The organism is Nocardioides sp. CCNWLW216, assembly GCF_037120545.1.
GTDB classification, from domain to species: domain Bacteria; phylum Actinomycetota; class Actinomycetes; order Propionibacteriales; family Nocardioidaceae; genus Nocardioides; species Nocardioides lianchengensis.
In genome coordinates, this window is the sequence record NZ_JBBBBJ010000002.1 from 1 (window position 1) to 23,047 (window position 23,047).

General features: G+C 72.5%; 23 protein-coding genes and 1 pseudogene. 7 read left to right on the plus strand and 17 right to left on the minus strand.

The window, feature by feature from the left end:
- The 5 genes and pseudogenes from V7S47_RS04380 to V7S47_RS04400 all read right to left on the minus strand — a co-directional run.
- Positions 1-371 (minus strand): annotated as a pseudogene (locus tag V7S47_RS04380) (HNH endonuclease signature motif containing protein); the annotation flags it as partial.
- Positions 372-742: 371 nt separating this feature from the next.
- A complete protein-coding gene (gene efeB, locus V7S47_RS04385) occupies positions 743-2,002 on the minus strand; it encodes an iron uptake transporter deferrochelatase/peroxidase subunit (protein WP_336560434.1) in 1,260 nt (419 codons plus the stop codon).
- A gap of 21 nt (positions 2,003-2,023) precedes the next feature.
- Entirely contained in the window at positions 2,024-3,196 is a 1,173-nt protein-coding gene (gene efeO / locus V7S47_RS04390) for an iron uptake system protein EfeO (RefSeq protein ID WP_336560435.1), read from the minus strand.
- Positions 3,189-4,049 (minus strand): iron uptake transporter permease EfeU, encoded by an 861-nt coding sequence (efeU, locus tag V7S47_RS04395; protein ID WP_336560436.1) that lies wholly within the window; start codon positions 4,047-4,049, stop codon positions 3,189-3,191. The genes efeO and efeU overlap by 8 nt, the downstream gene beginning before the upstream one ends.
- Before the next feature lie 53 nt (positions 4,050-4,102).
- Positions 4,103-4,810, minus strand: a complete 708-nt coding sequence (locus V7S47_RS04400; protein WP_336560437.1) for a DsbA family oxidoreductase — start codon at positions 4,808-4,810, stop codon at positions 4,103-4,105.
- 51 nt (positions 4,811-4,861) lie between these two features.
- On the opposite strand from V7S47_RS04400, the gene V7S47_RS04405 reads away from it, so the two are divergent.
- Positions 4,862-7,207, plus strand: coding sequence for an excinuclease ABC subunit UvrA (locus V7S47_RS04405; protein WP_336560438.1), 2,346 nt, complete (start codon positions 4,862-4,864; stop codon positions 7,205-7,207).
- A gap of 135 nt (positions 7,208-7,342) precedes the next feature.
- Here V7S47_RS04405 and V7S47_RS04410 read toward each other — a convergent pair whose 3' ends face one another.
- Complete coding sequence (locus tag V7S47_RS04410; protein WP_336561002.1) at positions 7,343-8,050, minus strand: DNA polymerase beta superfamily protein; 708 nt, start codon at positions 8,048-8,050, stop codon at positions 7,343-7,345.
- 112 nt (positions 8,051-8,162) lie between these two features.
- On the opposite strand from V7S47_RS04410, the gene V7S47_RS04415 reads away from it, so the two are divergent.
- Positions 8,163-8,519 carry a hypothetical protein gene (locus tag V7S47_RS04415; protein ID WP_336560439.1) on the plus strand — a complete coding sequence of 119 codons (357 nt, stop codon included), beginning with the start codon at positions 8,163-8,165 and terminating at the stop codon, positions 8,517-8,519.
- Here V7S47_RS04415 and V7S47_RS04420 read toward each other — a convergent pair.
- From V7S47_RS04420 to V7S47_RS04460, 9 genes are all read right to left on the minus strand, one after another.
- Complete coding sequence (locus tag V7S47_RS04420) at positions 8,516-9,658, minus strand: GDSL-type esterase/lipase family protein (RefSeq protein ID WP_336560440.1); 1,143 nt, start codon at positions 9,656-9,658, stop codon at positions 8,516-8,518. The two genes, V7S47_RS04415 and V7S47_RS04420, sit on opposite strands and share 4 nt — an antisense overlap.
- Complete coding sequence (locus V7S47_RS04425) at positions 9,655-10,221, minus strand: TetR/AcrR family transcriptional regulator (protein WP_090853081.1); 567 nt, start codon at positions 10,219-10,221, stop codon at positions 9,655-9,657. The genes V7S47_RS04420 and V7S47_RS04425 overlap by 4 nt, the downstream gene beginning before the upstream one ends.
- A gap of 200 nt (positions 10,222-10,421) precedes the next feature.
- Positions 10,422-11,657, minus strand: a complete 1,236-nt coding sequence (locus tag V7S47_RS04430) for a calcium-binding protein (RefSeq protein ID WP_090853087.1) — start codon at positions 11,655-11,657, stop codon at positions 10,422-10,424.
- Between the two features lie 71 nt (positions 11,658-11,728).
- Positions 11,729-12,892 (minus strand): calcium-binding protein, encoded by a 1,164-nt coding sequence (locus tag V7S47_RS04435; protein WP_336560441.1) that lies wholly within the window; start codon positions 12,890-12,892, stop codon positions 11,729-11,731.
- Positions 12,886-14,112: a hypothetical protein gene (locus tag V7S47_RS04440; protein ID WP_336560442.1), complete on the minus strand. Its 1,227-nt coding sequence runs from the start codon at positions 14,110-14,112 to the stop codon at positions 12,886-12,888. The genes V7S47_RS04435 and V7S47_RS04440 overlap by 7 nt, the downstream gene beginning before the upstream one ends.
- Positions 14,113-14,254: 142 nt before the next feature.
- Positions 14,255-15,283, minus strand: coding sequence for a ketol-acid reductoisomerase (gene ilvC, locus V7S47_RS04445; protein ID WP_336560443.1), 1,029 nt, complete (start codon positions 15,281-15,283; stop codon positions 14,255-14,257).
- 56 nt (positions 15,284-15,339) lie between these two features.
- Positions 15,340-15,879 carry an acetolactate synthase small subunit gene (gene ilvN, locus V7S47_RS04450; protein WP_090853093.1) on the minus strand — a complete coding sequence of 180 codons (540 nt, stop codon included), beginning with the start codon at positions 15,877-15,879 and terminating at the stop codon, positions 15,340-15,342.
- A gap of 3 nt (positions 15,880-15,882) precedes the next feature.
- Positions 15,883-17,634 carry an acetolactate synthase large subunit gene (locus tag V7S47_RS04455; RefSeq protein WP_336560444.1) on the minus strand — a complete coding sequence of 584 codons (1,752 nt, stop codon included), beginning with the start codon at positions 17,632-17,634 and terminating at the stop codon, positions 15,883-15,885.
- A 224-nt stretch (positions 17,635-17,858) separates the two neighbouring features.
- On the minus strand, positions 17,859-18,539 hold the full coding sequence (locus V7S47_RS04460) for a 4a-hydroxytetrahydrobiopterin dehydratase (RefSeq protein ID WP_336560445.1): 681 nt from the start codon (positions 18,537-18,539) through the stop codon (positions 17,859-17,861).
- 107 nt (positions 18,540-18,646) lie between these two features.
- Here V7S47_RS04460 and V7S47_RS04465 point away from each other — a divergent pair, with 107 nt between their 5' ends.
- From V7S47_RS04465 to V7S47_RS04475, 3 genes are all read left to right on the plus strand, one after another.
- Complete coding sequence (locus V7S47_RS04465) at positions 18,647-19,300, plus strand: hypothetical protein (protein ID WP_336560446.1); 654 nt, start codon at positions 18,647-18,649, stop codon at positions 19,298-19,300.
- Positions 19,301-19,466: 166 nt separating this feature from the next.
- Positions 19,467-19,688, plus strand: a complete 222-nt coding sequence (locus V7S47_RS04470; RefSeq protein ID WP_336560447.1) for a histidine kinase — start codon at positions 19,467-19,469, stop codon at positions 19,686-19,688.
- Positions 19,685-20,326: a response regulator transcription factor gene (locus V7S47_RS04475; protein WP_336560448.1), complete on the plus strand. Its 642-nt coding sequence runs from the start codon at positions 19,685-19,687 to the stop codon at positions 20,324-20,326. The genes V7S47_RS04470 and V7S47_RS04475 overlap by 4 nt, the downstream gene beginning before the upstream one ends.
- Here the strand turns inward: V7S47_RS04475 and V7S47_RS04480 are convergent.
- Positions 20,295-21,011, minus strand: coding sequence for a GNAT family N-acetyltransferase (locus tag V7S47_RS04480; protein WP_336560449.1), 717 nt, complete (start codon positions 21,009-21,011; stop codon positions 20,295-20,297). The genes V7S47_RS04475 and V7S47_RS04480 overlap by 32 nt on opposite strands.
- A 22-nt stretch (positions 21,012-21,033) precedes the next feature.
- Between V7S47_RS04480 and V7S47_RS04485 the strand changes: the two genes are divergently transcribed.
- Both V7S47_RS04485 and V7S47_RS04490 read left to right on the plus strand, forming a co-directional pair.
- Positions 21,034-21,678, plus strand: coding sequence for a Pr6Pr family membrane protein (locus V7S47_RS04485; protein ID WP_336560450.1), 645 nt, complete (start codon positions 21,034-21,036; stop codon positions 21,676-21,678).
- 9 nt (positions 21,679-21,687) lie between these two features.
- Positions 21,688-22,026, plus strand: a complete 339-nt coding sequence (locus V7S47_RS04490) for a UBP-type zinc finger domain-containing protein (protein ID WP_336560451.1) — start codon at positions 21,688-21,690, stop codon at positions 22,024-22,026.
- 6 nt (positions 22,027-22,032) lie between these two features.
- Here V7S47_RS04490 and V7S47_RS04495 read toward each other — a convergent pair whose 3' ends face one another.
- Complete coding sequence (locus V7S47_RS04495) at positions 22,033-23,046, minus strand: S66 family peptidase (RefSeq protein ID WP_336560452.1); 1,014 nt, start codon at positions 23,044-23,046, stop codon at positions 22,033-22,035.
- Position 23,047 lies beyond the last annotated feature (1 nt).

The window sequence follows — 23,047 nt, forward strand, 5'->3', positions numbered from 1 at the left end:
CGGGCCTTCCACACCGGCAGGTCCAACGACTGGACGCGTTCGTAGACCCGCGGTAGGCGGTGGGCGAGCTCGACGGCGTGGCCGAGGTAGATCCGCCCCGAGTCCGACGACAGGCCCAGCGCGGCGGAGAACTCCAGCACACTGAACTCCGCGATCAAGGGTGCGCCGGGGCCGGCGATGGCCATCTCGTCCTCACAACCAGGGATCCACACCGCTGCCGCATCCTGCAGGGAGCCGGTGGAGTGCATGCCGGCCCAGGCGACCGCAGCAGCGAGCTGGTTCGCGGCCGCGCGCAGCTCGTCTCGTCGCTCGAAGCGCACGTACGACAGCACCGCCGCAGCGGTGTCGCAGTCGTCGAGGTCCCGAGCCATGGCCCCATTCTAGTCGAACAGGTGATCGAATGCGATGGTTGTTCACAGCCTTGTTCGAACGGTCGACCCCAAGGAACCGAAAGCCAGAAGCAGCCTCGTGATGGCCCTTGATCACCGCGGACGGTGAGCCCCCTTGTCTCTGTAAAAAGTCTTTGAACCGGCCTGGTGCAGCGAGCAGACGCCGCGGCAGGGACCGCCCTACCGAAAGGTTGCTTGTTGGCTGCGGGGGTCTCGACGGACGCTCGACCGCTAGCGCGGCCTCGCTGCTCGACCACCGGAGGGGCGACTGGTCCGAACGATGTCGCTTGTTGGCTGCGGGGGTCTCGACGGGCGTTCAGGACTTCGTCTTTCGCTGCTCGACCACCGGGGGATCAACCGCCGAAGAGGGACTGGCCGACGTACTCGCCGGGGGCGGCGCCGGGAGGGACGGCGAAGAGGGCGGAGCCGGTGAACTTCAGGTACTCCATGAGGGCGTCGGAGCGGGCCATGGCGTTCTGGATCGGGATGAAGTGGGTGCGGGGGTCGCGGACGTAGGCGATGAAGAAGAGGCCGGCGTTCAGGCCGCCGAGGGCGTCGGTGCCGTCGACGAAGTTGTAGCCGCGGCGCAGCATCCGGGCGCCGTCGTGGAGGTCGGGGTGGACGACGCGGACGTGGGCGTCGGTGGGGATCGCCGGGCCGTTCGAGCCGGGGAGGTCGAAGTCGGGCTCGGTGAACTCGGAGCCGCCGGAGAGCGGGGCGCCGGAGTCCTTGGTGCGGCCGACGAAGTTCTCCTGGTCGCCGAGCGGCTGGCGATCCCAGACCTCGATGGTCATGTTGATCCGGCGGGCGACGAGGTAGGAGCCGCCGGCCAGCCAGTCGCCGGGCGAGTCGCCGGCGGCGACCCAGACGTGCTTGTCGAGGGCGGCGGCCTCCGACGACTTCACGTTGGCCGTGCCGTCCTTGAAGCCGAACAGGTTGCGCGGGGTGTCCTCCCCCACCGACGTGGTGGAGGTGCGGCCGAAGCCGAGCTGCGACCAGCGGACCGCGACGGTCCCGAAGCCGATCCTGGCCAGGTTGCGGATGGCGTGCACGGCGACCTGCGGGTCGTCGGCGCAGGCCTGGATGCACAGGTCCCCGTCGGAGCGGGCCGGGTCGAGGTTGTCGGCCGGGAAGTGCGGCAGCCGGGCCAGCGCCTCGGGCCGGCGGTCGGCGATCCCGAACCGATCACGGCCGGACGCGTCGCGGAACAGCGACGGCCCGAAGCCGAAGGTGATGGTCAGCCCGCTCGCCGGCAGCCCAATCGCCTCGCCGGTGTCGTCCGGCGGCAGGTTCGACGCACCCTCGACCGGGCCGACCGGACCGGCCGGTCCTCCCCCGGTCATCCGGTCGGCGGCCTCGGTCCACGCCTGGAGCAGCGCGACCAGCTCCTCGCGCGACTCCGTCCGTACGTCGAAGGCCGCGAAGTGCAGCCGGTCCTGGACCGGGGTGTCGATGCCGGCCTGGTGCTCGCCGCGGAACGGGTAGGTCTTCTCGCGCGCCGGACCGGCGGACGACGGCGACGCCTCCGAGGCCCGGCCGGCCACGAAGGCGCCCGCCACCCCGGCGGCGGCAGCGCCGCCACCGAGGAGGCCACGGCGGGAGAGTCGAGTCACGGGATCATCATGAGCCAGGACTCAGGAAAGAACCGCAGCGGTGAGCCGTGAGAGCGGCTCGGAGAGCGCGTTGACCGCGTCCGAGAGGCCCTTGACCTGGTCGGCGCTCATCTCGTCGTAGAACACGAAGCCGTCGCCGGAGCGCTCGGCGTCGAGCAGCTCCTGGAGCTCGGCGAACCGGGCGTCGAGCTGCTCGGCGAGCGCGGCGTCCTTCTGCTCGACGAGCGGGCGGACGCCGTCGTACCCGACCTTGGCGCCGTCGACGTTGGCCTGGAAGTCCCACAGGTCGGTCCGCGACCAGTACTCCTCCTCGCCGGTGACCTTGCCGGTCGCGACCTCCTCGAGCAGCCCGCGCGAGCCGTTGGCGATCTGGTCGACGGTGAAGTCGAGGTCCTGGATCCGGCCGTCGAGGGTCTCGGTGTTGGTCAGCAGGTCCTGGGCGTACGTCGTCCGCTCATCGGGCGTCAGCGCGGTGTAGCCCTTGGCGCGGGCCGGCCAGAGGTCCTTCTCGATGAGGTGCCAGCCCGTCCACTTCTGGCCGGGCTCGAGGTCGGCCTCGCGGGCGTCCATCATCGGGTCGAGGTCGCCGAACGACTCGGCCACGGTCTCGATCCGCTCCCAGTGGGTGCGGGCGACCGGGTAGAGCTCGCGGGCGGCGTCGTCGTCACCGGCCTCGTAGAGCTCGACGAACTCGCGGGTCTTCACCAGCAGCTGGTCGGACTGGTCCTGCACGTAGGCGGCGTAGTTGGTCTGCGCCGCGGTGATCAGCTCCTGCTCGTCGGTCGAGACCTTCACGTCCTCGTCGGACTCGGTGACCGTGAACGTGTCGCGGATGCCGTCGCCCTTCATGCCGGGCTTGCAGGCGGTGACGTACTCGCCGGCGGGCGCGTTGACGGTGAGCTTCCGGTCGAGGTTGGGACCGATGTTCTCGACCTCGGCGACGATCCGCAGGCCGTCCTCGCCGAGCAGGTAGAACTCGGTGACCTGGTCGCCGGTGTTGGTCACGTCGAAGGTGAGCGTGCCGGCTGGCGCCTCGGTCGCCGACAGCTCGCAGGCGTCGGCCGAGGAGTTCACGCTCAGGGCGCGGACGTCGTCGGAGCCGCCGCCCCCACCGCCGTTGTCGGTGTTCTCGGTGCAGGCCGCGAGGGCCGGGGCCGCGACCAGCAGCGCGGTCACGATGAGCGCTTTACGCATCGGCGTTTTCCTTCTGGATGGGAGTGGAACGGCGTCGGACGCCGAGGAGGAAGAGAGTCATGACGGGGACGGCGTAGAGCACCCACGCCGCGGCCTCGAGCCAGGTCGTGGCGGGCGAGAAGTTGAAGACGCCCTTCAGCAGCGCGCCGTACCAGCTGTTCACGTCGACGGTGTCCGAGACGTCGAACGCGAGGTTGTTCAGCCCGGGCAGGAAGCGCGCCTCCTGCAGGTCGTGGACGCCGTACGCGAGGACGCCGGCGGCCACGATGATGAGGAAGCCACCGGTCCAGGTGAAGAACCGCGACAGGTTGATCGACACCGCGCCGCGGTAGATCAGCGCCGCCAGGACGACGGCCGTCGCGATGCCGAGGGCCGCGCCGAGCAGCGGCTCCCAGGTCGGCGGCGCGACGCCGCCGGCGTCGCGGGTGCCGGCGCGGGTGGCGGACCAGAGGAAGAGGGCGGTCTCCAGACCCTCCCGACCGACGGCCAGGACGGCGACCAGCACCAGCGACCAGCGCCCGCCCTCGGCGGCCTCGTCGATGCGGCCGCGCAGCTCGCCGGAGAGGCTGCGCGCGGCCTGGGCCATCCAGAAGATCATGTAGGTCACGAAGCCGACCGCGACGATCGACAGCGTGCCGCCGATCAGCTCCTGTGCCTCGAAGGTCAGGGTCTGCGGGCCGTAGGTCAGGGCGGCGCCGAAGGCCAGGCTGATCACGACGGCGACCCCCACGCCCGCCCAGATCCGCGGGAGCAGGTGGCGTCGGTCGGTCTTGACGAGGTAGGCCACCAGGATGCTGACCACCAGGCCGGCTTCGAGGCCCTCGCGGAGGCCGATCAGGTAGTTGGCGAGCACGAACGACGAGCGTACGCCTGCCTACTTAGGTTCGCCTAAGTGATACGTGTCTCTCAGATCGCGCAGCCGTCGGGACCGCACGCGTCCGCGTCGCCGCCGACCGACTGCAGCACCGGGTGCGCCTCGGTCCAGGCCGTGTCCAGCACCTGCGCGAAGACCGCGGCCGGCTGGGCGCCGGAGACGCCGTACTTCTTGTCGACGACGAAGAACGGCACGCCGGTGGCGCCGTACGCGCGGGCCTGGGCGATGTCGGCCGCGACCGCGTCGGCGTACTCGTCGGAGACCAGGACCTCGGACACCCGCGCGGCGTCGAGGCCGGTCACCACGGCGACCGCGGTGAGCACGTCGTGATCACCGACGTCCTCGGCACGCGTGAAGTACGACGTCAGCAGCGCCTCCTTCAGCTCGCGCTGCAGCGCCGGGCCCCCGGTCTCCAGGGCCAGGTGGAGCAGGCGGTGCGCGTCGATCGTGTTGGTGTGCACGTTCTCGAAGAGCCGCAACTCCAGTCCGTCGGCCGCTGCGGTGTCGATGAGCTGCTGCTGCATGTCGCGCATCTCGTCCTCGCTGCGGCCGTACTTCCTCGCGATCACGCCGGTCGTCAGCTCGTGGCCGTGCCGGGGCGCGCTCGGGTCGAGCTCGAAGGAGCGGTAGACCACCTCGACGTCGTCACGGTGCTCGAAGTCCGCCAGGGCCGACTCCAGCCGGCGCTTGCCGACGAAGCACCACGGACACACGACGTCGCTCCAGATCTCGATCTGCATGTCCGGTGCAACGCACGCCGGGTCCGATTTACTCCGACTATGGTCACGGCCATGACGACGGAGCACACCGCCGACCGCCACGACCTGATCCGGGTGCACGGCGCCCGGGTCAACAACCTCAAGGACGTCAGCGTCGAGCTGCCGAAGCGCCGGCTGACGGTGTTCACCGGCGTCTCGGGGTCCGGCAAGAGCTCACTGGTCTTCGGCACCATCGCCGCGGAGTCGCGACGGCTCATCGACGAGACCTACTCGACCTTCGTCCAGGGCTTCATGCCGAGCCTCCCGCGCCCGGAGGTCGACGTACTCGAGGGCCTGACGACCGCGATCCTGGTCGACCAGGAGCGGATGGGGGCCAACCCGCGCTCCACCCTCGGCACGGTGACCGACGCCAACGCCATGCTGCGTCAGCTCTTCAGCCGACTCGGCGAGCCCCACATCGGCGGGCCGACGGCGTTCTCGTTCAACATCCCGACCACCAAGGTCGGCGGCGCCTCCGTCACGGAGTCGGGCAAGAAGAACGTCATCAAGCAGCAGACCTACCTCGGCGGCATGTGCCCGACCTGCGAGGGACGGGGCACCACCTCCGAGCTCGACCTGTCGGTGATCGTCGACGAGTCCAGGTCGCTGGAGGACGGCGCGATCCTGGTGCCGGGCTACACCGCCGACGGCTGGATGGTGGCGCCGTACAAGGAGGTCGTACCCCCCGACGTCCCGGTCAGCACGTTCACGGCGGCCCAGCGCGAGGACCTCCTGTACGCCGAGCCGCGCAAGGTCAAGGTCGACAAGATCAACATCAGCTTCGAGGGTCTGATCCCCAAGATCCGCAAGTCGATGTTCAGCAAGGACCCGGAGTCCCTGCAGCCGCACGTCAAGGCGTTCGTCGAGCGGGCGGCGGTCTTCGGGACCTGCCCCTCCTGCGCCGGCAGCCGCCTGAACGACTCGGCCCGGTCGTCCACGATCGGCGGCCGCGACATCGGTCAGGTCAGTGCGATGCAGGTGACCGACCTCGCCGGCTGGCTGCGCGGGATCGACGCGCCCGGCGTCGCCCCACTCGTCCAAGCCCTCCTGCACCTGCTCGACTCGTTCGTGGAGATCGGGCTGGGCTACCTCTCGCTCGACCGGCCGTCCTCCACCCTCTCCGGGGGCGAGGCGCAGCGCACCAAGATGGTGCGGCACCTCGGCTCGGCCCTCACCGATGTGACCTACGTCTTCGACGAGCCCACGATCGGGCTGCACCCCCACGACATCCAGCGGATGAACCAACTGCTCCTCGAGCTGCGCGACAAGGGCAACACGGTCCTCGTGGTCGAGCACAAGCCCGAGAGCATCGCCATCGCCGACCACGTCGTCGACCTCGGCCCCGGCGCCGGCAGCGACGGCGGCGAGATCGTCTTCGAGGGCGATGTCGAGGGCCTGCGGCGCAGCGGCACCCTCACCGGCCGGCACCTCGACGACCGCGCCACCCTCCAGGCCTCGGTCCGCGAGCGCAACGGCGTCCTGGAGGTGCGCGGCGCGGACCGACACAACCTCCGCGACGTCGACGTGGACATCCCGCTCGGCGTGCTCACGGTCGTGACGGGGGTCGCGGGCTCCGGCAAGAGCTCGTTGATCCACGGGTACGTCGCCGGACGCGACGGCGTGGTGACCGTCGACCAGTCCGCGATCAAAGGCTCCCGGCGCAGCAACCCGGCGACGTACACGGGTCTGCTCGAGCCCGTCCGCAAGGCCTTCGCCAAGGCCAACGGCGTCAAGCCCGCCCTGTTCAGCGCCAACTCGGAGGGCGCCTGCCCGGCGTGCAAGGGCGCCGGGGTGATCATCACCGAGCTCGGGTTCATGGACACCGTCTCGACCCCGTGCGAGGAGTGCGACGGCAAGCGCTTCCAGGCCGCCGTGCTGGACCTGCGCCTGGGCGGCCTCAACATCGCCGAGGTGCTCGACCTGCCGGTCACGCAGGCGCACGCGTTCTTCGCCGACGGGGACGCGAGGACCCCGGCGGCCGCGTCGATCCTGGCCCGGCTCGAGGACGTCGGCCTCGGCTACCTCCGGCTCGGCCAGCCGCTGAACACTCTCTCCGGCGGCGAGCGCCAGCGGGTCCGGCTGGCGATGAACCTGGGCGACCAGGGAGGCATCTACGTCCTCGACGAGCCGACGACGGGTCTGCACCTCGCCGACGTCGAGAACCTGCTCGGCATGCTCGACCGGATCGTCGACTCCGGCAAGACGGTCATCGTGATCGAGCACCACCAGGCCGTCATGGCGCACGCCGACTGGATCATCGACCTCGGTCCCGGTGCCGGCCACGACGGCGGCACGGTCGTCTTCGAGGGGACACCCGCCGAGCTGGTCGCCGCCCGGTCGACGCTCACGGGTGAGCACCTGGCGGCGTACGTCGGGTGAGCGGTCCCCCGGCCCAGTAGGCCAGGTGAGACCGGTGCAGCCAGGCGTCGACCCAAGCGTGGTCGGGGCGGGTGGGCACGTCGGCGCTGCTGGCCAGCTCGATCAGGCGGTGCTCGGCGCGGTCGACGGCCGCCATCACCTCGTCCAGGCGACCTCGCCCCGCCGTACGGCGCGCAGGTAGCCGCGGTCGGGCTCAGGGACCGGCAGGGTGATCCGGCCGGTGGTGAGCAGCTCGACACCCTGGAAGCCGAGCCGCAGTGCGTGCATGGCGAACTTGGTGTCGTAGCCGTGCACCGCCACCAGCTCGGGACGGTTGGTGTGCGCCCCGGACTCGCCGACCATCGCCTGTCGCTGAGACCGCAGGTAGCCGAGGAACCGCTCGGCCGCCAGCCGCGAGACGAACCGGTGGGCGTTGGCGACCAGCTCGGCCCCCGCCTCGTCGCGGAAGACGACCTCCTCGTCCGGGACGAACAGGGCGAGCAGGACGGTCGGGTTGCCGGCGAGCGCCAGGCGGCACCACTTGCGCGCGGAGTAGACGACCACGTCCAGGTCGCCCGCCCCCGAGCGGTTGGCCAGCCCACCGGGTCGGTCCCACACGGTGTGGCGCTGGTACTGCTCGAACTCGACCTCGCGGTCGGGGTCGTCGATGCCGCGAGGCACCCGGGCCAGGCCGGTGACGAACCGGGCCGGCTCGAGGCAGATGCCCATCTCGTCGCGGTCGTCCTGCCCGCTGATCGAGGTGCCGTGCACGCCGGAGCCGACCTGGACCCGCAGGATCAGGCCGGCCTCCGCGACCGCCCGTGCCTCCTCCGAGGCGTGCGGGTGCGCGAACCCGGGCGGCAGGGTTCGGTCCCCCGCGACGGGGTGACGGTCGACATGCGGCCGAGCCTAGGCACCGGCCCGTCCGCGGTGCCACGGGTTTCGGGCTCGCTCGCTGCGCGGAAGACTGCCGGGCATGGCTCGGTACGACGTCAACGACGCCGCGGTGGCGAAGGTGCGGTCGCTGATCGCGGCGCGGCAGTACGTCCTCGACAGCGACTGGGGCGAGGTCCAGCCCGATGCGGAGGCGGCCAACACCTTCCTCGACCGCCACACCTGGGACGAGTACGCCGCCTGGCACCTCGGCCTGACCGCGGGGGCCAACGACGAGACCAAGGCCCGCCACGCCTTCGGGTACGGCGACTTCCGCCGCGTGCACCGATCCGGCCTGATCGCCTGCGTCTACCGCGCCGCCGAGTGGCGCCACAAGCAGGTCGAGGTCGCCGCCCACGACCTGCTCCAGGAGCTGGACCGGGCCGCGGGCATCTCCTAGAACCCCAGCTTCGCGAACCGCTCCCCCATCAGGCGATGGGTGGCGGCGTCCGGGTGGAGCTGGTCGAGGAGCGGGAGCTCGTCGTGGTCGGCGGGGCCGTAGAGCTCGCGCCCGTCGAGGTAGCGCAGCTGCGGGTCGGCCGCGGCGCGCTGGGCGACGATCCGGGCCAGCTCGGTCCGGATCACGCCCAGCGTGAGCTTGCCGGCCGCCACCTCGGCGGGGTCGCCGGTGGCGCGGAAGGCCAGCCGACCCTCGGCCATCGCGGCGGGGTCCATCGCGGCCGGCCCGGGGGTGTCCTCGTGGATCGGGCAGTGGATCGCCGAGATCACCAGCAGCGGCGTCGCCGGGTGGCCCTCGCGGATCGTGTCGAGGAACCCGTGCACCGCGGCCGTGAACGCGCGCAGCCGCATCAGGTCGGCGTTGACCAGGTTGATCCCGATCTTGACGCTGATCAGGTCGGCCGGGGCGTCCCGCATCGTGCGGGCCGTGAACGGGTCGAGCAGCGCGCTGCCGCCGAACCCGAGGTTGACCAGGTCGACGCCGGCGAGCCGCGCCGCCACGGCCGGCCAGGTGCCGGTCGGCGTCGTCGCGTTGGAGCCGTGGCTGATCGAGCTGCCGTGGTGCAGCCAGACCGGGCGGTCGGCGGGCACCGGAGCCACGGCCGCGTCGGCGCGGAGCGCGACCAGCTCGGTGGTCTCGTCGTGCGGGAGCCAGATCTCGACCACCTTGTCGCGGTCCGGCAGGCCGGCGAAGCGCGCCGTCCCGGGCTCACCGGGCTGGAGGTCGAACGAGCCGGCCGCCACGTCGATGACCAGCGTCCGGCCGCCCGGCACGGTGGCGCTGCCGGCGGGCTCGCCGTCGACCAGCAGCTCGTAGACGCCGTCCGGCCGGGGGGGCACGCCCGCGTAGGCGCGCTTGGTGGGGATCGTGTCGAGCTCGACCACCGTGGCCGTCGTCCGGAGCACGAGGCGTACGCCGGAGGGCTGCGACTCAGCCATCGCGAGCTGGCCGTCGGCGACCTGGGCCCGCGCCCAGGCGGGCAGCCGGTGCGGCTGCAGGCCGGTGGCGGTCTCCTCGAGCTCGATCGCCCCGCGGACGAGGTCGGGGGTGATGGGCGTCCCCCTCAGGTGATCAGTCATGCGGTCCAGCTCCTCAGCATCGTGTCGACGGCATCGAGGACGCGGACCCAGCTCTCCTGCGCGTCGGGCGCACTGTGGTCGAACCCGCCCGCGAGCTCCAGGCTGGTGAAGCCGTGGAAGACGCTGCCGAGCAGCCGGACCGCGTGGGTCTGGTCGGTCTCGGTCAGGTCGTAGGCGCGCAGCACCGCGCGTGCGAGCGCCGCGTGCCGCGGACCGGCGCTGGTCGCCGCCGTGGCCGGGTCGAGCCGGTGTCGGGCGGCGTCGTACCGTCCCGGGTGCTCGCGGGCGTAGTCGCGGTAGACGTCGCCCAACGCGACCAGGGCGTCCCGGCCCGCGCGGCCGGCGAGCGCCGCGTCCCCGCGGTCGGCCAGCTCCTCGAGCGCGAGCAGGGCGATGCGGGTGCGCAGGTCGTCGGTGCCCCGGACGTGGGAGTACAGGCTCGCTACCTGGACCCCGACCCGGCGCGCGACGGCCGAGGCCGTGACGTGCGCAAAGCCGACCTCGTCGGCCAGCTCCGCCCCGGCCCGGGTCACCCGGTCCGGCGTCAGTCCCGCGCGAGCCATGCCCGCCTCCTCTGCCTAATGTGTTTAGGCAGCTTACATCAATGCTTAGGTCGGGACGACCTCGCCCCGCGGACGGCCCGTCCCGTCACGGCGCGGACCCGCCGGCCGTGACCGGGGCCTGGGTGAGCGACCTCCTCGGTCTCCCCCAGGCCCCGGCGCAGCCCGGTCGGGCCGCGTGGCTCCCGCCCGCGGCGCGGCCGTCAGCAGCTGACGCGGCGCTCCGCGTTGCGGCAGACGTCGTTGCCGAGCCCGCCCTTGACCACGTCGCGGCCCGGACCGCCGTCGAGGATGTCGTTGCCGTCGCGACCGTTGATCGCGTCGTCGCCGCCGTTGCCCGAGATCCGGTTGGGGCCGTCGTCGCCGCGGATGATGTCGCGCACGCCGCTGCCGCGGACGTACTCGATCGAGGCCAGGTTGGAACGGCCGCCCGCGACCCGGACCCGGCCGGACTCACCCGACTGCAGGTCGACGATGCCCTGGCGCCGACCCACGAGGCTGAGGATGTCGTTCCCCTCGCCACCGTCGACGGTGCCGCGGACGAAGGCCTTCCCGGCCCCACTGGCGAAGACCGGCGAGAGGACGTCGTTGCCCGCGCCACCGTTCAGCACGGACGGGAGGGCCGTCACCGGGCCGCCCTCCTTGAGCGAGCTGGCCGCGGTCAGCACGTCGGCGCCGGAGCCGCCGTTCGCCGTACCGCCGTAGCGCTGGTCGATGGTGTCGCGCCCGGATCCGCCCTCGACGACCGCGGCGTACGCGAGGACCCGGTCGCTGCCCGACCCGGCGTCCACGGTCCCGCCGTACGCGGTCACCGTGTCGTTGCCACCGCCGGTCCTGATCGTGTCGCCGTCGGTCGCATAGCTGGGCCCGATGCTGGACACGTAGACATCCGCTGCCGCGGTGCCGGTGAAGGTGTCCGCGAAGGCGCTCCCACGGACCCGGTTGATCCCGGTCACGGTCTCGGTGTCGCCGCCGTCGGTCACCGTGCCGGCCGCCAGGTCGACGGTGACGCCGGCGGTGGCCTTCTCGAAGGTCAGCACCGTGCTCGCGACGCCGGTGAACTGGTCCTTCCCGGGACCGGCGAAGATCTTGGTGCCCCGGCCGGTGCCGGCACCGGTCGCGACGTCGACCAGGACGTCGTCGCCCTCCCCGCCGTCGAGATCGGCGCGCGTGCCGGCGATCGCGCAGATGATGTCGGCGCCGCCCCCGCCCTTGACCTTGACCCCGGTGAAGCCTCCGGTGTGGATCACGTCGGCGCCGTCGGTCCCCGTCAGCGTCTGGGCGTCAGCGGTCGCCACGATCGTGGCGTCCTGGCCCTGGCACTGCTCGCCAGCCGCCTGCGCGGCCGGGCCCGTCACCGCGAAGCCCACGCCCGCGACCACCAGCCCCGACGCCGCTAGCGTCGCCTGAACCGTGCTCCTGCGTCCCTGCTTGCTCATCTGTCCTCCGAGTCGGTCACGCGTTTCTTTACTTTCCGGAACTTTCCCCGTGTACGACGATCCACGCCTGATCAGCAGGAACGCCTCACCTCTGCGCGGCAGTGGTCGCGCCCGGGCCCGCCATCGGCCAGGTCCCGCCCACCACGGCCGTTCAGCACGTCGCGGCCCTTCCCGCCCGCGAGCCGGTTGGACCGTTCGTTGCCGAGGAGGACGTCCGGGCGCTTGGTGCCGACGACGTCCTCCACGCTGCGCAGGGCGCTGACGAACCGGCCGTGCCGGGCCCGGCCCTGTGCGAGGTCCACCCGGACGCCGCGCCCGGCGCTGGACTCGAAGTGGACCAGGTCCCGCCCGACGCCGCCTCTCAGCTCGATGCGGCAGCGTCGCATCGCGCACTCTCGGCTCGGTAGCGCTGCCAGGAAGTCGGACCCCGGGCCGCCGTCCGCCACGGAGCCGTTTCCCCGCACCCGCAGGGAGTCCCGCCCGGCCTGCCCGAACGCCGAGCCTCGCAGGTCGAGGCTGTCGCGGCCCGGGCCGCCGACCGCCATGTCCGGCGCACCGTCGAACTTCCCCTGCTCACCGGTGAAGTCGTCCGGGCCTGCGCCACCGACGAAGCTGTCGGACGCCTCGGTCCCGACGAAGCGCCGGACGCCGCTGAACGTGTCGTGGCCCTCGCCGTCGGAGACACCGTCCGGCACCACGATCCGCACCCCGCTCGTCCCCCCGAGGATCAGCGTGGTGGAGCGCCCGCCGCCGACCACGACGTCATCCCCCGGCCCGGGCTCCACCTCCACCGAGGCGAGGGTCTCGACGCCCTCGACCACCAACCGGTCGTTCCCCGGGCCTCCGGTGAGAGTGCCCGGTGTCAGGATCCTCAGCACGTCGTCCCCCGCTCCGCCCGCGAGCGCGACCACCTCCGCGTGGCCGACCTCCTCGTATGCACGGTCGCCGCCCTCGATCCGGTCCGCGCCGTCGCCCCCCTCGATGACCACGGCCACCCCGGGACCCGAGCAGATGACGTCGTCCCCGCCGAGACCCAGGATGGTGATGCTGTTGCGCCCGATCCCGTCGATGACGTCCGGCCCCTTCGTGCCGCGCACGGTCGTGCCGCTCGCGGGCGCCTCGATCGTGACCTCCTCGCCCTGGCACAGCCGTACGGCGGCCCCCGCCGGACCGACCCCGGCCGCCAGGAGCGGCGCCGCCAGGGCTGCTAACGCGACCGTCCTGAGGCTCAGCACGACGTCGTCACCTCCGCGCGGCAGTGGTCGCGCCCCACGCCACCGTCGGCCCGGTCGCGCCCGCTGCCGCCGCTCAGCCGGTCGTCCCCGCCGCCGCCGAGCAGGACGTCGTCGCCGCGCCCCCCGCCGATCCGGTTGGCCCTGGCGCTCCCGCGGATGACGTCGCCGTACCTGCTGCCGCTCACGTCCTCGATCGACCTCAGGATCGACCGGCCACCGGGCACCCGTCCGCGACGCGCGGCGAGGTCGACGACCGAGCCGGGCCGGCTCAGCACGAGGGTGTCGCGCCCGGTGCCACCGGCGACGCGACCGCGGGTGCAGTACTCCGGGCAGTCCACCGGCGCCTCCTGCCCCGCGAACGGGATCGAGAGCCGGTCGGCCCCGGGGCCGCCCAGGAGGCGGATCCGGCTGGGCTCGGGACCGCCGAGGTCCATGTCCGCGCGGCCCGTGAGGACATCGCGACCCGGACCGCCCACCGCGGTCCCCGAGAGCTCGATCTCCAAAGTGTCGTCGCCGGAGCCACCGCGGATCACCGAGTCGAGACCGCTGCCCTCGTCGTCCCCCGGCCCCAGGTCCACCGTCGAGTGGAAGGCCGAGACGGAGTCGTCGCCCGCGCCGAGGTCGATCACGTCGCCCTGGAGGTCGCCGTCGTACTCGAGCGCCGAGGTGTAGCCATCGGGGCCGTCGCTCCCGACGACCGTGTCGCGGTACGGGCTGCCCGCCGCGACACGGATGCCCAGGAGCGCGTCGGTGCCGTCCGCCGCGACGACCGAGCCGGTGTCGAACCGGATCGTGACCCCGGTGCGGTCGTCCTCGTAGCTCGCCATGGTCCTCGAGCCACCCGCCCCGACCAGGAGGTCGGCCCCGGGGCCGCCCAGCAGCCGGGTGCGCCCGTCGTACCGGGCCCGGGGCCTCGTGAGCACGTCCTGCAGCGTGTCGTCGCCCGCGCCCCCGCGGACCACCGAGTCCGACCAGGCGCTGCTGCAGACCAGGTCGTCGCCGCCCCGCGCGTCGACCTCGACCCGGTCGAAGCCGACGATGCTGATGACGTCCGCCCCCTCGGTGCCCTGCAGCTTCTCGGCGTCGGCGGTCGCGACGAGCGTGGGCGTCCTCCCCTGGCAGCTCTCGGGTGCCGCCTGCGCGGAGGCCGGCGCGGTCGCGGCACCCAGCCCGGCCAGGACGAGTACGGCGGTGGCGAGCGCGTTCGGTGACGCGGTCATGGTTCCTCCCGGGATCGGCGGTGCTGACACCAGGTCCGATGCTCCGGAGGTCCGATCGGTTCGCGCCGACGTCCCGAGAATCGCGCGAGCCGGCGCACCAGGGGTGCGCCGGCTCGGCGGGTGGGACAGGTGGAGCGGTGGATCAGCGGGCGGAGGTGCCCTCGACGTAGTCGGAGTCGTGGCTCTTGACCCAGGCCATCAGCTTGCGCAGCTCGCGGCCGGTCTTCTCGATCGGGTGCGACTCGCCCTGCTCGCGGAACTTGGTGAACTCCGGCGAGCCGTTGTCCATGTCGGTGATGAACCGCTCGGCGAACGCGCCGTTCTTGATGTCGGCGAGCACGTCCTCCATGTTCTTCTTCACGTCGGGCGTGATGACCCGCGGGCCGGAGACGTAGTCACCGAACTCGGCGGTGTCGGAGACCGACCAGCGCTGCTTGGCGATGCCGCCCTCGTACATGAGGTCGACGATCAGCTTCAGCTCGTGCAGGCACTCGAAGTAGGCGACCTCGGGCTGGTAGCCGGCCTCGGTGAGGACCTCGAAGCCGTACATGACCAGCTGGGAGGCGCCACCGCACAGGACGGCCTGCTCGCCGAACAGGTCGGTCTCGGTCTCCTCGGTGAAGGTGGTCTTGATGCCGCCGGCGCGGAGGCCGCCGATGCCCTTGGCGTAGGACAGGGCGAGCGGCCAGGCGTTGCCCGACGCGTCCTTCTCGACGGCGACGAGCACCGGGACGCCGCGGCCGTCGACGTACTCGCGACGGACCAGGTGGCCGGGACCCTTCGGGGCGACCATGAAGACGTCGACGCCCTCGGGCGGGGTGATGTAGCCGAAGCGGATGTTGAAGCCGTGGCCGAAGACCAGGGTGTCGCCCGCGGTGAGGTGCGGGGCGATCTCCTCGGCGTACAGCTTCCGCTGGTGCTGGTCGGGCGCGAGGATGACGATGACGTCGGCCTCCTCCGCGGCCTCGGCCGGCGTCAGGACGCGCAGGCCCTCGGCCTCCGCCTTGGCGCGGCTCTTCGAGCCCGGCTGCAGCCCGATGCGGACGTCGACGCCCGAGTCGCGCAGCGACAGCGCGTGGGCGTGGCCCTGGCTGCCGTAGCCGATGACCGCCACGTTCTTGCCCTGGATCAGGGACAGGTCGGCGTCGTCGTCGTAGAACATCTCAGCCACGGTGGGCTTCTCCTTCGTTGTTATTTCGTTGGGTACGGCGAGCCGCGCGCGGTCGGTCAGACCGCGGCGGGAGGTGCGGGGATGGCCACCGGGCGCAGAGAGCGCTCGGAGATCGACCGGGAACCGCGCCCGATCGCGACCATGCCGGACTGCACGAGCTCGCGGATCCCGAAGGGCTCCAGCACGCGCAGGAAGTCGGCCAGCTTGGCGGCGTTGCCGGTGATCTGGATGGTCACCGCGTCGGTGGCCACGTCGACCACCTTGGCCCGGAACAGCTGGACGGTGTCGAGCACCTGGCCGCGGGTCTCGGCGGTCGCCGCGACCTTGACCATGAGCAGCTCGCGGTTGACCGAGGCCGTCGGGTCGAGCTCGACGATCTTGATGACCTCGACCAGCTTGTTGAGCTGCTTGGTGACCTGCTCGAGCGGCGAGCCCTCGACGTTGACCACGATGGTCATCCGCGAGACCTCGGGGTGCTCGGTCGGGCCGACGGCCAGGGAGTCGATGTTGAAGCCGCGGCGGCTGAACAGGCCGGCGATCCGGGCCAGGACGCCGGGCTTGTCCTCGACGAGGACGGAGAGCGTGTGTCGGGTCATGGCTTAGAGGTCGTCCTCGTCGAAGTCGGGCGCGAGGTCCCGCGCGTACTTGATCTCGTCGTTGCTCGTGCCGGCGGCGACCATCGGCCAGACCATCGCGTCGCGGTGCACGCGGAAGTCGACCACGACCGGGACGTCGTTGATCTCCATCGCCTTCTCGATCGTGGCGTCCACGTCGGTCGGGCTGTCGCAGGACAGGCCCACGCAGCCGTAGGCGTCGGCCAGCTTCACGAAGTCGGGGATCCGGACCGGGCCGCCGTGCCGCTGCAGGTTCGTGTTGGAGTAGCGCTCGTTGTAGAAGAGCGTCTGCCACTGCCGGACCATGCCGAGCGACTCGTTGTTGATGATCGCGACCTTGATCGGAATGCCCTCGATCGCGCAGGTCGCGAGCTCCTGGTTGGTCATCTGGAAGCAGCCGTCGCCGTCGATCGCCCAGACGGTCGTGTCGGGCATACCGACCTTGGCGCCCATCGCGGCCGGCACGGAGTAGCCCATGGTGCCGAGGCCGCCCGAGTTGAGCCAGGTGTTGGGCTTCTCGTAGCCGATGAACTGCGCCGCCCACATCTGGTGCTGCCCGACGCCCGAGGTGTAGATGGAGTCGGGACCGGCGATCGCGCCGAGCCGCTCGATGACGTACTGCGGGGCGAGCGAGCCGTCTGCGGGAGTGTCGTAGCCGAGGGCGTACTTCTTCTTCACCCCGGCGAGGAACTCGACCCAGGCCTCGTAGTCGCCGGTGTGACCGGCGTCGGCCTCGGCCTTGAGCGCCACGATCAGGTCGCTGATCACCTCGCGGCAGTCGCCGACGATCGGGACGTCGGTGTAGCGGTTCTTGCCGATCTCGGCCGGGTCGATGTCGGCGTGGATGACCTTGGCACCGGGGGCGAAGGAGTCGAGGTTGCCGGTCACCCGGTCGTCGAAGCGGGCACCCAGGCTGATGATCAGGTCGCTCTTCTGCAGCCCGGCGACCGCCGCGACGGTGCCGTGCATGCCGGGCATGCCGAGGTGCTGCGGGTGGCTGTCCGGGAACGCGCCCCGAGCCATCAGGGTGGTCACGACCGGCATGCCGGTGAGCTCGGCCAGCACCTTCAGCTCGCGGTGGGCGCGGGCCCGGATGGTGCCGCCGCCGACGTAGAGGACCGGGCGCCGCGACTCGAGGATCAGCCGGGCCGCCTCGCGGATCTGCTTGGCGTGCGGGCGGGTCACCGGGCGGTAGCCGGGCAGGTTCAGCTCGGTCGGCCAGGCGAAGGTGGTCGTCGCCTGGAGGGCCGACTTGGCCACGTCGACCAGCACCGGGCCGGGCCGGCCGGTCGAGGCGATGTGGAACGCCTCGGCGATCTTCTGCGGGATCTCGGCCGGGTCGGTGACCAGGAAGTTGTGCTTGGTGATCGGCATCGTGATGCCGCGGATGTCCGCCTCCTGGAAAGCGTCGGTGCCGATCAGCGACGCGCCGACCTGTCCGGTCACGGCCACCAGCGGGACCGAGTCCATGTGGGCGTCGGCCAGCGGCGTGACCAAGTTGGTCGCGCCCGGCCCGGACGTCGCCATGCAGACGCCGACCTTGCCGGTGGCGGCGGCGTACCCCTGGGCCGCGTGGCCCGCGCCCTGCTCGTGGCGGACGAGGATGTGGCGGATCGTGGAGTCCATGAGGGGGTCGTACGCCGGGAGGATCGCTCCTCCCGGGATGCCGAAGACGTTCTCGGCGCCCGCTGCCTCCAGCGACTTGATCAGGCTCTGTGCGCCCGTGATCTCGCTCATTCCTTGCTTTCCTTACCCGTGGTCCCGAGGTGTATCTGTGGCAACAAAAAACCCCTCGGTTGCTGGGCAACGAGGGGTGACGCGCTGGCTGATCGGGTCAGCGGGCGCGTCGCGTGCGTACAAGAAGGTCCTGGCGCATGCGACCACGGTAGCCCGTCGGGTCTCGTCGCGTCACCAGTCTGACAGGGCGTCCCAGGATGCGGGACGGCGGTCCCAGGATGCGGTCAGACCTCGCGGCCCAGCCAGGTGGTGATGCAGGCCTGGTTGCCCTGCGCGTCCGCCAGCACCCAGTACGACGGCGCACGGCCGTCGCTCACCAGCCGGCCGCCGGCGTCGACCGCTGCCCGGATCCGCTGCTCCGCGGTCTCCGGCGGCACCCGGACGTCGAGGTGGAAGCGCTGCTCGACGCCCTCGGGCGAGCGGTGGTCGGACTCCTGGAACCACAGCGTCGGACGGCTGCCGTCGGGGTCGACCAGCTCGCGGTCGTCGCCCGCGGACGTCTCGTAGCCCAGCACCGCCGCCCAGAACGGCATGATCTCGTGGCGGTCGTGGGTGTCGAGCGCGAGCTCGGTGACCGACACCTTCGCGGGGTCGGCGTCGGCCCCGAGCCGGCCGGCGGCGTCCGAGATCGCGCGGGCCAGGCGGACGTCGCGGGCGGTGATGCCGCCGACGTCGTGGCTGGCGAGCCGGACCGTCACCAGCGGGTAGGTCAGGTCGACGTCCGGATGGTGGTTCGCGGCCTCGGCGGCCTCGCCGATCGCGTTGACCAGGGCCAGCCCGGTGGCGAAGTCACCGGTGCGGAAGCGGGCGTGCAGCGCGGAGAACATCACCCGCCAGTCCTCGAGCAGCTCGGCCTCGACGGCGTGGCCGTCCAGGCGCTCCTTGTCGGCCTCGGGGATGCTCATGCCGGGACGGTACCCCCGCCGTCGGCGCGCACGCGCGCGACGACCGCCCGGCAGGTGGGGACGCCGCGCCCTGCCGCTCGGGACGCCAGGCGGACCACGCTGCCGCCATGACCACCACCCCCGGACGGACCTGGGCCGTCACCGGCGCGGTCGCCGGCCTGGCCGGCATCGCCGGCATCCAGACCTCCGCCACCATCGACGCCGTCTACGACGAGGCGTACGTCGGCGACGCCGCCCGCATCACCGAGCGTCTCGACGCCTTCGTCCCGGAACTGCTCGTGCTGCACGGCACGATGATGGCGGCCAGCCTGCTGCTGCTCGTCTTCGCCGCCGGCCTGCGCCGCCGCCTCCAGCGCCAGGCCCCGGCCGGCAGCCTGACGCCCGACGTGGCCGCCGGCGGGCTGCTGCTGACGTCGGTCGCGGCCCTGATGGGGGTCGCCTTCACCACCGAGATCGTCTTCGGGCTGACCTCGGACGACCTCGCGCTCGACCCCGAGTTCGGTGCCGTCGTCGCCCACTGGACCGGCACCGTCCCCTGGCTCTGGGTCGGCGCCGGCGTGACCGGGCTGGCCGTCGCGGTGGCGGCGCTGCGGCACGCCGCGGCGCCGCGCTGGATCGGTTGGGCGGCGGCGCTGCTCGGCGGAGTGACCACCCTGGCCGGCGTGTCGCCCCTGCAGTACCTGGCCGGCTTCACCGGCCCCGTCCTCGTGCTCGTGCTCGGCGCCGGCTTCGCGCTCGGTGACCGGCCGGGGCACTCCTAGACCGCCCGTGACGTCGGACGCGGTCGCCGCTGCCCCGTCCCCCCTGCAGGCGACCGCGGGGCGCCGGCCCACGGACGGAGGTCGGCCCCGGGCGGACCCGACTCACGACGGGTCCGCCCGGGGTCCCGCCCTCGACCCCGCCCTCCTCGCGGAGGCACGACGGGCCGTGCACGACGGGCTCGGGCCCGCGCTGGCCGGCATCCGGCTCGGCCTGCAGGGCGCCCGCAACCTGCTGGCCGACCATCCGGAGGCGGGACTGGAGCTCCTGGCTCACCTCCAGGCCGAGGTCGACCTCGCGGTCGAGGCGGTCCGGTCCCTCGACCACCAGCTGTCGCGGGTCCGTTCCGGGTCCGCGACCGACCCCGGGCTGGTAGGAACAGGCCCGTGAGCGAGATCCGCGTCGCCGTCGTCGACGACCACCCCGTCTTCCGGCTCGGCATGGCCGGGCTGCTCGACTCGCTGCCCGGCATCACGGTCGTCGCCCACGCCGCGTCGGCCGCCGAGGCGAGGGAGCGGGTCGACGACGGCGTCGACGTCGTGCTGATGGACCTGCACCTCGGAGACGACTCCGGCATCGAGACCACCCGCGACCTGGTCCGGAGCCTCCCCGACCTGGCCGTGCTGGTCGTCACCATGGACGAGGACGACGAGTCGGTGGTGGCGGCGATCCGGGCCGGTGCGCGCGGCTACCTGCTGAAGAGCTCCTCGCCCGAGCAGGTCGAGCGCGGCATCCGCGCGGTCGCCGACGGCGAGGCGATCCTCGGCCCGCAGGTCGCCGCCCGGGCGATGGCCAGCATGATGGCGGGGCGGACCGCCGTACGCCTGCCGTTCCCGGAGCTGTCCGACCGCGAGCGCGAGGTCCTCGACCTGGTGGCCCGCGGCTACGACAACGCGACGATCGCGCGGCGGATGGTGCTCAGCCCCAAGACCGTGCGCAACCACGTCTCGAACGTGCTGACCAAGCTGGCCGTGCCCGACCGGGCCACCGCGATGATCAGGGCGCGGGACGAGGGCCTGGGAGGGTGACGCGGAGGGGACTGAGCTGCTGCCCGGCCTCATCGAAGTTCGCGGGGTCGAGCCAGGCCTCGTGGGCGGCCCGCACGGCGGGCCACTCGGCGTCGGTGACCGAGAACCAGTCGGTGTCGCGGTTGCGCCCCTTGACCACCAGGTGGTGGCGGAACCGGCCCTCGTAGGTGAAGCCCAGCCGGGCCGCCGCGCGCCGCGACGGCTCGTTGAGGCTGTCGCACTTCCACTCGAAGCGCCGGTAGCCGAGCTCGTCGAGGGTGTGGGCCATCAGCAGGTGGATCGCCTCGGTGGCGGCCCGGGTGCGCTCGAGCGTGCCGGCGTAGAGCACCCCGCCGACCTCGACCTGGCCGTGGTCGGGATTGAGGCGCATCAACGTCGCCAGCCCCTCGGCCTCGCGGCCCTCGGGCCGGATCGCGAAGGTCACCGTCTCCGGGTCGCCGGCGTGGGCCGCGACCAGCCGGGCCATCTCGGCCATGTCGGTGGGCGGCTCGGTCGGCCGGTAGGTCCAGCGCGCGCGGTCGTCGGGGCCGCAGAGGGCGTCGTACAGGGGCTGGGCGTGAGCGGCTGCCACCGGCTCGAGCGTGACGTAGCGACCGGTCAGGGTCACCGGCGCGGGGCGCTCGCGCGGGGTCCAGTCCGGCACCTCGTCGCCCACCGGTTGGCGGAACTCGTTGTCGGTCGGCATGCGGACACCCTAGGTTCCGGGGATGACGTCCCTCGCGGCTCGCCGCTGGCACCTGGTGACCGCGGTCGTGGTCGTGACCGCGCTGGTCCTGCAGCTGGCCCTGGTGGTGCAGGGCGGGCGGGTCCTCGACGACGCGAGCGAGCCGGGGCTGGCGGCGCGGCTCGGACGGCTGGTCTCCTACTTCACGATCCAGAGCAACCTGCTGGTCGCGATCGCGGCGGTGACGCTCGCGCGCGACCCGTCGTACGACGGCCGCTGGTGGCGGGTCGTCCGCCTGGCCGGCCTGGTCGGGATCACGGTGACCGGGCTGGTCCACTTCGTGCTGCTGCGTCCGCTGCTCGACCTCGACGGCTGGGACTGGACCGCCGACAAGCTGCTGCACATGGTGGTGCCGCTGCTGACCGTGGCCGGGTGGCTGCTGGTCGGTCCGCGGCCGCGGGTGACGCTGCTCGAGGTACGGCGGGCCATCGTCTGGCCGCTCGCCTGGCTGGCCTGGACGCTGGCCGTGGGCGCGATCAGCGGCTGGTACCCCTACCCCTTCCTCGACGTCGACGCCGAGGGCTGGCTCCGGGTGCTCGCGGCGTCGGGCATGGTGACCGTGCTGTTCCTGGCGCTGTTCGCGGCGGCGTACCGGATCGACACGCGCTGGCCACGCGCGCCGCACTAGCGTGTCGTCATGACCGACATCGATCCCACCGTCCCACCCAGCGGCCCGGGCTGCGTCGAGTGCGACGCGGCCGGCGGCTGGTGGGTGCACCTGCGTCGCTGTGCCTCGTGCGGGCACGTCGGCTGCTGCGACTCCTCCCCCGCCCAGCACGCCACCGCGCACTTCCGGAGCACCGGGCACCCCGTGGTGCAGAGCTTCGAACCCGGCGAGGACTGGTTCTGGGACTACGGCCGGGAGATCGGGATCCTCGGCCCCGAGCTCGCCGCGCCCACCGCCCACCCCGACGACCAGCCGACCCCCGGCCCGGCCGGTCGGGTGCCCGACAACTGGCGCGACCTGGTCAACTGAACCCGGTCAGCCCAGCCGCTGGGTGATCTCGCGGCGCTCGCCGTCGAGCACCAGGTGGGCCAGCGCGCCGTTGACCAGCGGCAGGAACGGCTGGGCGTGGCCGCACTCGACGTCCAGCACGACAGGCACGCCGAGGCTGCCGAGCGCATCGGCGACCGCCTCGACCTGCGTCATGCCGTCCGCGTCGGACGCCCGGGTCCGCCCGATCACGACCGCGCTCGCGTGCTCGAACCACCCGGCCAGCCGCAGGCCGTGCAGGGCTCGGCAGACGTCGTACGCGCCGTGCTCGGCGGCCTCCAGGTAGACCAGTAGCCCCTCGTCGGCGTGGGCGCGACCGTAGGCCGCAACGTCGCCGTACGGGGTGCCGGCGAGGTGGCACACGGTCTCCAGGCAGCCCCCGACCAGCCGCCCGCTCACCTCGACGGGCGCCCCGTCGAGGGACCACCAGCCGCCCTCCCGGTCGAGGGTCATCGTGGCCACCCCGGGGTCGCCGACGTAGTCGTCCCAGCCCTCGTCGCGGTAGCGACCCGGGCTGCGCTGCGTGAACGGCTCGGTGGCGGAGGCGACGTCGAGCCAGTGCAGCAGACCGTCGGGGGCGTCGTACGGGGTGTCCATCAGGTTGCTGCCGTGCAGCGTGGCCCAGCCGGTGCGGAGGCTGAGCGGCAGCATCAGCGTGGAGAGGTCGCTGAACCCGACCAGCCAGGTCGGCTCGGCGGCCTCGAGCGCGAACCAGTCGACATGGTCGAGCAGGTCGATCGCCGTCTCCCCGCCCCACGGGGGTACGACGGCGCGGACCGCCGGGTCGGTCAGCATCCGGGTCAGCTCGGCCGCCCGCCGCTCCTTCGGGGCGGAGACGACCCCGTCGCCCCCGAGGCACTCCCCCACCTCGACCTCGAAGCCGCGCTCGCGCAGCCGCCGGATCCCGGCGTCCAGTCGCGGCCGCAGCCGCTCGTCGACGCCGCTGGACGGCGCCGTGACGCCGATCGTGTCGCCCGGGCGGAGCGGTCGGGGGAAGCGCATG